Source organism: Mesobacillus selenatarsenatis SF-1 (assembly GCF_000813125.1).
In the GTDB taxonomy this organism is placed as follows: Bacteria; Bacillota; Bacilli; order Bacillales; family Cytobacillaceae; genus Mesobacillus; species Mesobacillus selenatarsenatis.
Window position 1 is genome coordinate 19094 of record NZ_BASE01000027.1, and the last position, 10584, is coordinate 29677.

10 protein-coding genes and 1 riboswitch are annotated in these 10584 nt (G+C 41.3%); of the genes, 3 read left to right on the forward strand and 7 right to left on the reverse strand.

Annotated elements, in window-relative coordinates; translation table 11 throughout:
• Positions 1-2: 2 nt before the first annotated feature.
• From TY49_RS06185 to TY49_RS06205, 5 genes are all read right to left on the reverse strand, one after another.
• Entirely contained in the window at positions 3-548 is a 546-nt protein-coding gene (locus TY49_RS06185; protein WP_041965031.1) for an HAD-IIIA family hydrolase, read from the reverse strand.
• Positions 549-590: 42 nt separating this feature from the next.
• A complete protein-coding gene (locus TY49_RS06190) occupies positions 591-1490 on the reverse strand; it encodes a reverse transcriptase-like protein (protein ID WP_041965032.1) in 900 nt (299 codons plus the stop codon).
• A 152-nt stretch (positions 1491-1642) separates the two neighbouring features.
• Entirely contained in the window at positions 1643-2113 is a 471-nt protein-coding gene (locus TY49_RS06195; RefSeq protein WP_041965033.1) for a CcdC family protein, read from the reverse strand.
• Positions 2114-2196: 83 nt separating this feature from the next.
• Positions 2197-2556 (reverse strand): response regulator, encoded by a 360-nt coding sequence (locus tag TY49_RS06200; RefSeq protein WP_041965034.1) that lies wholly within the window; start codon positions 2554-2556, stop codon positions 2197-2199.
• A 183-nt stretch (positions 2557-2739) separates the two neighbouring features.
• Positions 2740-3447, reverse strand: coding sequence for a cytochrome c biogenesis CcdA family protein (locus TY49_RS06205; protein ID WP_041965035.1), 708 nt, complete (start codon positions 3445-3447; stop codon positions 2740-2742).
• Positions 3448-3749: 302 nt separating this feature from the next.
• Between TY49_RS06205 and TY49_RS06210 the strand changes: the two genes are divergently transcribed.
• A complete protein-coding gene (locus tag TY49_RS06210) occupies positions 3750-3920 on the forward strand; it encodes an aspartyl-phosphate phosphatase Spo0E family protein (protein WP_041965036.1) in 171 nt (56 codons plus the stop codon).
• A 596-nt stretch (positions 3921-4516) separates the two neighbouring features.
• Here TY49_RS06210 and TY49_RS06215 read toward each other — a convergent pair.
• Positions 4517-6310 carry an ABC transporter ATP-binding protein gene (locus TY49_RS06215; RefSeq protein ID WP_041965037.1) on the reverse strand — a complete coding sequence of 598 codons (1794 nt, stop codon included), beginning with the start codon at positions 6308-6310 and terminating at the stop codon, positions 4517-4519.
• A gap of 3 nt (positions 6311-6313) precedes the next feature.
• Complete coding sequence (locus TY49_RS06220) at positions 6314-8062, reverse strand: ABC transporter ATP-binding protein (RefSeq protein ID WP_041965038.1); 1749 nt, start codon at positions 8060-8062, stop codon at positions 6314-6316.
• Positions 8063-8259: 197 nt separating this feature from the next.
• Positions 8260-8361, forward strand: a riboswitch (purine riboswitch).
• A gap of 129 nt (positions 8362-8490) precedes the next feature.
• Here TY49_RS06220 and TY49_RS06225 point away from each other — a divergent pair.
• Together TY49_RS06225 and TY49_RS06230 are read left to right on the forward strand one after the other, a co-directional pair.
• Positions 8491-9096 carry a xanthine phosphoribosyltransferase gene (locus tag TY49_RS06225; protein ID WP_041965039.1) on the forward strand — a complete coding sequence of 202 codons (606 nt, stop codon included), beginning with the start codon at positions 8491-8493 and terminating at the stop codon, positions 9094-9096.
• Entirely contained in the window at positions 9093-10403 is a 1311-nt protein-coding gene (locus TY49_RS06230; RefSeq protein WP_041965040.1) for a nucleobase:cation symporter-2 family protein, read from the forward strand. The genes TY49_RS06225 and TY49_RS06230 overlap by 4 nt, the downstream gene beginning before the upstream one ends.
• Positions 10404-10584 lie beyond the last annotated feature (181 nt).

Here is a 10584-nt window from a genome sequence, read left to right on the forward strand (position 1 = left end):
TTCTATACTCCTTCCTCACTCAGCCAGTTTATGGCTTCATTTAAATCCTCGGCATAAAAATCCAGCTGGATTTCTCCCCATCGTCCAAAATACTGCTTGTTTATGTATTTATCATGAGCATCCTGGCCGCTGCCTGTTTTGACCAAAATCTTCAAGCAGCCTCCTTCATCAGCAGCCAGCATGTCCGTCCATCTATCTCCGATTACTACACAACGATTTAAGTCCAGCTTGTTTTCAACTGCAGCTCTTTTCAGCATTCCGGGAGAAGGTTTTCTGCAGGCACAGCCTTCATCATGGCGGTGAGGACAAATGTATACCTGATCAAACCCAAACGATTTCAACTCACTCTCAAACTGGTCAACTGTAGCTTCTCCATTCGCAATCCCTGGCTGGTTCGTAAACGAATAGACTAAAATATTGTTTTCTTTTAATAGCTTGATTGATTTCTGAACACCGGGGAATAACTCAAAATCCCCAGGATAAATCACTTTGTCAGTTCCTCCAAGAGTTCCATCCCTGTCAATAAAAACAGCCTGGATATTCAACACGATACCTACCCCTCCGAACTCACTTTTCTGCCAGCAATCCCGTTAAAACTTTAACCTTTCAATTACGCAATCCCTGTGTTCCTGGCTGAGCTCGTGAGCTTTTTTATAAAGCGGATTATTCTTCCCTTCCTTCAAGTCTCCGATAAATTTAATCTCTACTTTCCCTTTGTACTGATTCCACACTTGATTCAATTCATTTATGTACTGCTTTACGGGACCTTGGTAAGCTTGCAAATCAATAGAGAAACTTGAGGTCCAGGCTTTCTGATCTGTTATAATAATTGCTTTCTTGAATTTTTTCTTTTTCATCAGCTTCAATGCATCGAGGATTGCTAGCAATTCACATACAATCGGTTTAGTGGTTTTAATACTTCTCACTGTTGAATAACCAGCCGCTGTTTCTCTGTTCCTGACGATGACAACTCCAGTTCCCGCAGTGGCATTGTTAAAATTATAGGAGCCATCGACAATTAGGATTGGAACATCAATGGGGACTTTTTCGACTAATGGCATAAGCAAGTTTTTCAATACCGGCTTAACGACATGATCTCCTTTACGATAAAAGTCGAGGATATCCTGAACATGAAAAAAATCCTTTTCTCCTACATGCTGAAACGGGAGCCCATTTTTCTTTAAGTTTATAAATTGATCCTTTGTAATTCTTAGGATTGAGAGAATAATATCTTCAGTGACATACTCTTCCAGCGAGCGACCTTTGTTGTCACGAAATTCCCTTTCCAAACGCTCCTGGGAAGGTTTGTATGACTTCAGCCATTCTTTCACTTCCCCTTCCAGGAATCTGTATTCATTCGCAATCAGATAATGAGGCATTCCGTCATTCAAATATACTGTCAGTTGGGTTTTCGTTAATTTGATGGTTTGGATCAATTCTCCCCTTAAAAGTAATTTTACTGGGGACTGTTTTGATGTAATCGTTGTCATCTGACACCTGCATTCTTTTTGAAAATTCTACTATTTCCATCATACCATTCTCTAAAATACAATTATATCCAAAGTTTCCATTTTAAACGAAGTAAACCACAAAAAATCCCCTCACCAATTGGCAAGGGGACCTGTTTTATCCGTATTTTTTACTAACCGTTACGCAATTCATTATGAAGCTTCTTGAATTGCAGATACATAGCCACTCGCCATGGGACAATCATTCCAAAAGCAAGGATCCAGAACATTCCACTCAACTCTCCGAAATCAATCGAGCTGCTTAGCACCAGTTTGGCTATTACACGTACGATCAACAGACCGATTAAAATGAAGACGAAAGCCTTGGATCTTTTGAGAAAGATTTCCCGTCCTCTGACTTCGAATTTCGAGGTTTTGATGAGCAGAATTGAGAATAGTATCCCTACTGAAAGTGCCTCTATAATCTGTAAAAAGTGAACCCGGAACACCGGGAAGATGAACATGAGCGCACCCGTGCTCATGAAAATTGGCGGTAAAATAATTTTCTTGGCAGATGCTGGTTTTTTGGCAGCCTTCATCCTCATGATTGTCACAAAGATGGCCATGCCAATTGCTCCAACTGTTGACGCCAGAACATAATTCATTCTATATTTCATCCCTTATTTTATAGTATCCACATTATTATAATGAAAATAAGCCATTTAAGATAGACTTAAATGGCTGTTTTTTATCTTAATACTCTTGATACGGAATCTACTACCTGTGAATCATCGAACGGCTTTACAATGAAATCCTTTGCTCCCGCCTCGATCGCATCCACCACCATCTTCTGCTGGCCCATCGCTGAGCACATGACGATTTTTGCATCTTTGAAATCCTTTTTGATTTCTTTTACGGCGTCCAGTCCGCTCATTTCCGGCATTGTTATATCCATTGTCACAAGATCGGGTTTCAGCTCGCGATACAGCTCGACTGCTTCACGTCCATTTTCAGCTTCCCCCACTATTTCGTGGTTTGCTTTCTTCAGAATATTGGTTAAGGTGATCCTCATAAATTTTGCGTCGTCAACTATCAAAATTCTGGCCATCGCTGTATCCTCCCCGACAATCACAACAAGTATATTAATCTGTTAATTTCCTCTTAATTACTATATAACTATATTTAACCATTATTTTCAATGTAAAGACACCGACAAATTTCTCACTTAAAAAAATCCCCAGTGAATATACTCTCATATTGATCCTTCTGATATCAAACTTCAATGTGCTTGTTAAAATCCTGTAAAATCTCCAAAAAACATAGATAGAATCGAAATGAGCTTCGTCATCCAGTCGAAGAACAACATGATTCCGACTAAAATCATGATATAGCCGCCGACTTTTACAATTTTCACATTATGTTTACGGATCCACTGCATTTTTCCAACGAAGAATGAAAGAATGAAGAACGGAATCGCAAAACCCAGAGTATAGGCGATCATATAAAGCATTCCTGAGCCAGGGTTTGAACCTGCAAGCAGGATGACCGAAGCCAAGATAGGACCAGTACACGGAGTCCATCCGGCAGCGAATGCCATACCAATCAGCGAGGACCCAAAATAACCTGATGGCCGGTTCTTGAATTCTATTTTTCTGTCTTTCATCAAGAACTCAGGCTTAAAAAAGCCAATCACCATCAACCCGAAGGCGACAATAAAAATCGCACCCAGCTGGCGGATGAGGTCCTGGTACTGTATGAAGAATTGCCCTACAAAAGAGGTACCGAAGCCAATTGCAATGAAAATCACCGAAAAGCCCAATAAGAAAAACAGAGTATGCAGCAGGCTGCGCCTTTGCAGCATCGCATTTTCGCTCTTCAGTTCTCCTACAGACATCCCAGTAATATAAGATAAAAATGCCGGATAAAGCGGCAAGCAGCACGGAGAAATAAAGCTAAGGAATCCAGCTCCCATAGCAATGAAAATATTTATATCTGTCATAATTCCATCCCCAGTCCATATTCGTTAGTCCCATTCTAACAAAACCATTTACAATTATTATAGTTTAACTGTGAACAATTTATTAATTTCTATAAAAAAGGTGTTTACCTTCTTAAAAACTGGGTAATAAACTACGGTGTATATTTTTTACAGGAAAATATTTTACAAATGTTTCTTTTGAAATTTGGCAGTATATGCTATATACTAATATAGCACTTGTAATAATTTCTATATTTGATAATGATTTTACATAACTATTTTTAATATACTGCTAAGAGATAAAACAAGAAAGGATTTTCACATTGTCTAAGGAGCAACTAATCAACCTCATTGAAAAGAAACGCGAAGAACTGATACAAATCGCATCAAAGAACGGCCTCAATTCCACAATTGCCATCCATTACAGCCAGGAACTTGATGAACTGTTAAATGAATATAATCGCGTATACATTAAAAAGATAGCAGCACACTAAAAACAGCTAAACGCCATAAGCGTTATAGCTGTTTTATTTTTGTCTATTTAAGCAGGTTCCTGCCTATTCAATATATGTCGACAAAACGAAAAGCACATACTCATTTTCGCATCGGCTTCAACTTCCCTTTTCAATTAAACTAACCTTAAAGGCATATGAAAAAGAGTAGTATTCATCGTTTTAATGATGCATACTACTCTTTTAATTTTAAAGTCAATTTCTTCAGTTTTAAGTGAACCGCAGTTGTATGTTTATTTTCAGCATATCTTAAAACTTTTTCATTACTTTCCCGAATATTTTTCCAGCACTCTTTCCAGCTTTCTTTGTTACTTGCTTCTTCACTTGCTTTTTAATTTCCTTCTTTATCATGCTCTTTAATCCCATCTTTTTCCCTCTTCCCCAAATATAATTACTTTATTGGATAATAGTACGATTCTTTAGGCAAAAAAGTTTCATTTCTGCCTTGATAAGAATAAATAAAAACCGTTGTGATCTAACCTGCCAGTCAAGTCAGGACAGTATTTTCATATTCCGATTTCAAATCAAAATTAAGGCGATTACCTATTAGTAATCGCCATTTTACATAATATAATTATTTATCCTACCACATCTTCCAATCGTTCTACTGAACCATTCTGCAGGAGATACATCTTATGGTAAAGCCCCTGGTGAATGAGCAGTTCTTGATGTGTTCCGCGTTCGACTATTTCTCCATGATGGAGGACGATGATCTGGTCTGCATCCTGGATGGTCGAAAGCCTGTGGGCAATGGCAATTGTGGTCCTGCCTTTGCGCATTTTGGATAGTGCTGTCTGGATGGCCTCTTCGGTTTCCGTATCGATATTCGCAGTCGCTTCATCCAGGACAAGGATTTTAGGATTAGCCGCAATCGTTCTAGCGAAAGCGATCAACTGCCTCTGTCCGCTCGAAAAAGTGGAGCCTCGCTCTGTCACTTTTTGTGCATATCCATCTTCCAGTTTATCAATGAAAGAATCCGCCTGGACAAATTCCGCCGCCCTTTTTATATCCTCTTCAGTCAAATCGCTGTTGTGAAGCCTGATATTATCCCCAATTGTTCCGTAGAATAAGAATGGATCCTGAAGCACGAGCCCCATCTTGTGGCGCAGCTCTTTTACCGGATAGTTCTTTATCGAATGATCATCAATCAAAATATCTCCACGCTCGAATTCATAAAAGCGCATCAGCAGGTTGATGATTGAGCTCTTCCCGCTTCCGGTGTGGCCTACAAATGCAAGAGTTTCCCCAGGATTCACGGTGAAACTGATCTTTTTCAGTACATCCCTTTTTCCATCATAGGAAAAACTGACATCTTTGAATTCTATTTTTCCATCCTTGATTTTGTCTGCTTCATTTCCAGTCTGTCCCGGAGCAAGCTCAGTTTCATCAAGCAGTTTGAAAACACGTGATGCAGCGACAATCGCCTGCTGGTACATGGAAAGTCTCATCATCATATTGTTCACCGGCTCGAAAAAGCGATCCAGGTAATTGATGAATGCATACAATACCCCAATCTCAATTGGACTGTCAAAAGAAGTAATCCCAAAAAAGCTAAGAACGATAATTAACGCTAAAATATAGACCAGGTCAACAGCCGGGCGTAACAACAGGCCATCTGCCTTGATGTTTTTCATTCCCGCGTCAAAATGCTTGTCGTTAATTTCGCCGAACTCCCTTTTCAATCTTTCTTCCTGGCGGAACATCTGGATGATTGACATACCCTGGAGTGATTCGCTGAGCTTTGCATTCAGCTGGCTCAGCCGTTCACGCATATCCTGGTAAAACTTTGAGCTCAGTTTCCGGTACAAACTCATGATGAACACGATGAACGGTAAAATCAGCATTGTGAACAAAGCCAATTTCACATTCAGGATAAACATTGCGACAAAAATTCCGAACAGCAAGAAGCCGCTTTGGATGAACGTCGCAATGACACTGACGAACATATCTTTGATTGCTTCGGTGTCATTGGTCACTCTGGATACAAGTGAGCCAGCAGGTGTTTTATCAAAATATTTCAATCCAAGCTGCTGCACCTTTGTAAAGACATCAATCCTCATTTGCTGGATGATTTTTAGCGCAATTTCCTGGAACTTCAGAAGCTGAAAATAAGAGACGAGCACATTGAGGATCTGGATGCCGATATAAGCAGCACCGAGCATCAACAATGGCTTGAAAGGCATGTAGCCTTCCCTCAAGTAATCATCGATAAAAATTTTCACCAATATCGGTCCGAGCACATCCCCAACAGTGGCGAGCAGCAGGAATCCGAATGCGACAAAAATCATTTTTAAATGCGGCTTTGCATATGCAAGAAGCCGGAACAGCACGGAACGCTGCTCTTTAGCGTTTAGTACAGGCGTTTTTTCCATTGATCACCCTCCCTGCTCGACAAGTTCTTCAAGCTGCTGCCTTAAATACATATCCTTGTACCAGCCGTCGTTCTCCATCAGCTGGTCGTGGGTTCCGCGCTCAGCAATTTGTCCATCTTCAAGGACAACAATCAGATCAGCGTGGTGGATGGCGCTTAAGCGATGTGCAGTGATAATTGTTGTCTTATCTTTTCGATTTTCTTTCAATGCTGATAAAATCTGTTCCTCGGTCTTCGCGTCGACCGCCGACAACGAATCATCAAGAATAAGGATTTCCGGATTCATCACCAATGCACGGGCAATCGAAATCCTCTGCTTCTGGCCGCCTGAGAGTGAAACCCCACGCTCCCCAACAACGGTTTGATAGCCATCGGTAAATTCAAGAATGTCATCATGGATGTTTGCCACTCTAGCTGAATTATAGATGACCTCCTTATCGACAGTAGGATCCGCGAAAGCAATGTTATCCTGGACAGTTGCGGAGAAAAGGAAATGATCCTGTGGAACGTATCCAATTGCCTGTCTCAATCGATCCATCTTATAGTCCTGGATGTTCCTTCCGCCAATATTGATGCTTCCTTCCGAAAGGTCGAATTCCCGGATCAGCAGCTTTAATAGTGTCGTTTTACCGGCTCCTGTTTTTCCGACGATTCCCAGCGTCTGCCCTTTCCCTAAACCAAAATTGATATCCTTCAATAAAGGCTCCTGGTCGCCAGGATAGGTAAATGACTTAATATCATATTTTAAATCGCCATTCGGAACAATAGCCAGGGCATCCGGTTTGTCTTGGATGTCGATTTTTTCATCAAGCAAGGCTGAAACACGATCGTATGAAGCCCTTCCACGTTCAACAATATTGAAAAACCAGCCGAACGCAAGCATCGGCCACACCAGCAAGCCAAGATATGAAGTGAAAGATACCAGCTGTCCAATTGTCAGTTCGCCGTTCAATACATACCTTGCACCAAAAGCAATCGACAAGAAGAATGAGATGCCAACAATGATAGAAATCGTTGGGTCAAATAAAGCGTCAACCTTTGCGACAGAAATGTTCTTTTTCACAACATCCGCGGACTGTTTGCGAAAATCCTCAATATCTTCTTTTTCTTGACCAAATGTTTTAATGACTTTAATTCCCGTGATACTTTCCTGTGTCTTATCATTCAAATCAGAAAAAGCTTCCTGGGCCTTGTGGAATCTTTTATGAAGCATCGTCCCGTACCAGCTTGTCAGCAAAGCCATGAATGGCATTGGAATCAATGCGATCAACGTCAGTTTCCAGCTGATTGTCGCTGCCATCGCGATGATGACGAAGCCTCCGGTTGAGACAGAGTCAACAAACGTCAGAACACCGGCACCTGCTGTCTGCTGGATCGCCGAAAGGTCATTTGTAGCATGAGCCATCAAGTCTCCTGTCCTTCTTTTCTGGTAAAAAGACTGCGACATACTGGTAAAATGGCTATACAGCCGATTCCTTAATAATCGCGACAGCTTTACCGCAGAACCAAAAATCATGATCCGCCAATAATAGCGAAGTGAGTACATCGCCAGTCCAGTACCGGCTAAGACTACAATCCACTTTCCAAGTTTTCCAGCCGTAAGCGTACCATTGGTAATTTCATCTACAATTATTCCAATGACGCGCGGCGGGATAAGCTGGAGAAACGCCACAAATAACAGCAGGAAAACCCCTGTCAGATAGGCCTTTTTCTCCGACTTGAAATACCATAATAAATCCTTGAATACGCTCATATGTATATCCCCCAACCCCTCAAATGCTTAAATAGTTTATCAAATATTTGTAAAATGGGGAAGATTTTTTCTTTTAAATCTATGAGCAGACACTTCAATTCCACTCTCAATAAACGAATATTATTGTTTATTACTGATGGTTTGTTCGGTTTTTTCGACATTATTTATTGAATGTATTTAAAATAGTGATATAATATCATTAAATCAATAGCTTCACTCATATAATCGCGGGGATATGGCCTGCAAGTTTCTACCGGATTACCGTAAATGATCCGACTATGAGTGAGCAATGCAGGGGTCGCACTCAACCTCTATTTGCCCACAGCTTGTTCATTAGCCCAAGGCCATTGCTTCACTCATTATATGAAGTGAATGCAAGGTTTTGGGCTTTTTTGTATTTAGAGCTCTCATTACAGAGGAGGAATACGATGGAACTGCTTATTGAGAAAATTAAAAACGAAGGAATTGTCCTGTCATCTTCAGTATTAAAAGTAGATTCATTTCTGAATCACCAGGTTGATCCGCAGCTGATGCTTGAAATTGGGAAAGAGTTTGCAGAACGATTTGCTCATTGCGGGATAACTAAAATACTGACAATTGAATCATCCGGAATTGCTCCAGCTGTTATGACAGGTCTTCAGCTGAATGTACCAGTTGTTTTTGCCAGGAAAAGAAAATCTCTAACTCTCGTAAATAATTTGATTACAGCATCTGTCTACTCTTTTACCAAGGAAGAAACAAGCGAAATTTCTGTTTCTAATCAGTACATATCGGAAAACGATAAGGTTCTGATCATTGACGATTTCCTCGCCAACGGACGAGCGTCACTTGGACTTGCCGACATAGCCAGCAAGGCAAAAGCATCAATAGCAGGAATCGGTATTGTGATAGAAAAAGGATTTCAAGATGGCGGCTCCCTTCTGAGAGACAAGGGCTATCGGGTCGAGTCATTGGCAATAATAGACTCGCTTAATGATGGCTTAGTCAGCTTTGAACAACAAACAACTGAGACAAAGGTGGAATTGACGCGATGAAACAGAATCCATTTAAAATTGCTTCATTAGGAATCCAGCATGTACTGGCGATGTACGCAGGAGCAGTGATTGTTCCGCTAATTGTTGGTGGAGCTCTTGGTTTAACAGGTGAACAGTTAACTTACTTAGTATCAATTGATATTTTCATGTGCGGGATTGCTACCCTTTTGCAAGTATGGCGCAATAAATTCTTCGGCATCGGACTTCCGGTGGTACTAGGCTGCACCTTTACCGCCGTAGGGCCGATGATTGCGATTGGCGGACAATACGGTATTTCAGCGATTTATGGCTCCATCCTTGTTTCAGGTATTTTTGTCGTCGCAATTTCAAAGTACTTTGGCAAGCTTGTCAGGTTTTTCCCTCCGGTTGTGACCGGATCTGTTGTAACAATAATCGGGATCACTTTGATTCCGGTTGCGATGAATAATATGGCTGGGGGAGAGGGCAGCCCTGATTTTGGTTCTCTTACAAATATCGGACTTGCATTCGGTACTTTGCTTTTCATTATTGTGTTGTTCCGTTTCTTTAAAGGATTTGTTCGTGCCATTGCGATTCTGTTGGGATTGGCTGGGGGAACAATCGTTGCATATTTTATGGGAATGGTGAATTTCAGTGCTGTTGCGGAAGCTTCATGGCTGCATATGCCAGCACCATTTTATTTTGGTCTGCCAACATTTGAGGTTTCAGCAATTCTGACGATGATTCTCGTAGCCATGGTCAGTCTCGTGGAATCTACAGGAGTCTACTTTGCTCTAGGAGATATTTGTGAAGAAAAGCTTGAAGAAAAAGATCTTGCGAGTGGCTACCGTGCTGAAGGACTTGCGATTATCCTCGGAGCATTCTTTAATGCTTTTCCTTATACAACTTATTCACAAAACGTAGGACTTCTTCAGCTGTCCGGTGTGAAGACAAAAAATGTCATATACACAGCAGGTGCATTCCTTGTATTGCTCGGACTCGTACCGAAGATTGGCGCACTGACTACGATTATCCCAACCCCTGTCTTAGGAGGAGCAATGGTTGCCATGTTTGGAATGGTTGTCGCTTATGGTATCAAAATGCTTAGCGCGGTAGAGTTCTCATCACAGGAGAATCTATTGATCATTGCATGCTCTGTAGGGATGGGACTCGGGGTGACAGCCGTGCCGGAATTATTCGCGCAAATGCCTTCAAGCATCCGGATCCTGACAGACAACGGTATTGTTGCCGGAAGCTTAACTGCCATCGTCTTGAATCTGGTGTTCAATGTATTTAAAAGGAATCAAGCAGCCCAACAACCCTCTTTTGCCGAGCAGAAGGCATCTTGAAGGTTTTGATACCTTTCTTGGATTATAAAATTATGGCACCGGTTTAATCCGGTGCCTATTTCTATTCTCTTATTTTCTTTGGTGACCTGTTTTTCGTAAAACTGGAATTTTAGGACGCCAATCGGCCTCATTGGTGACCACTTTTTAGAAAATCCCGAATTTCAGGGCGCCAATCGGCCTC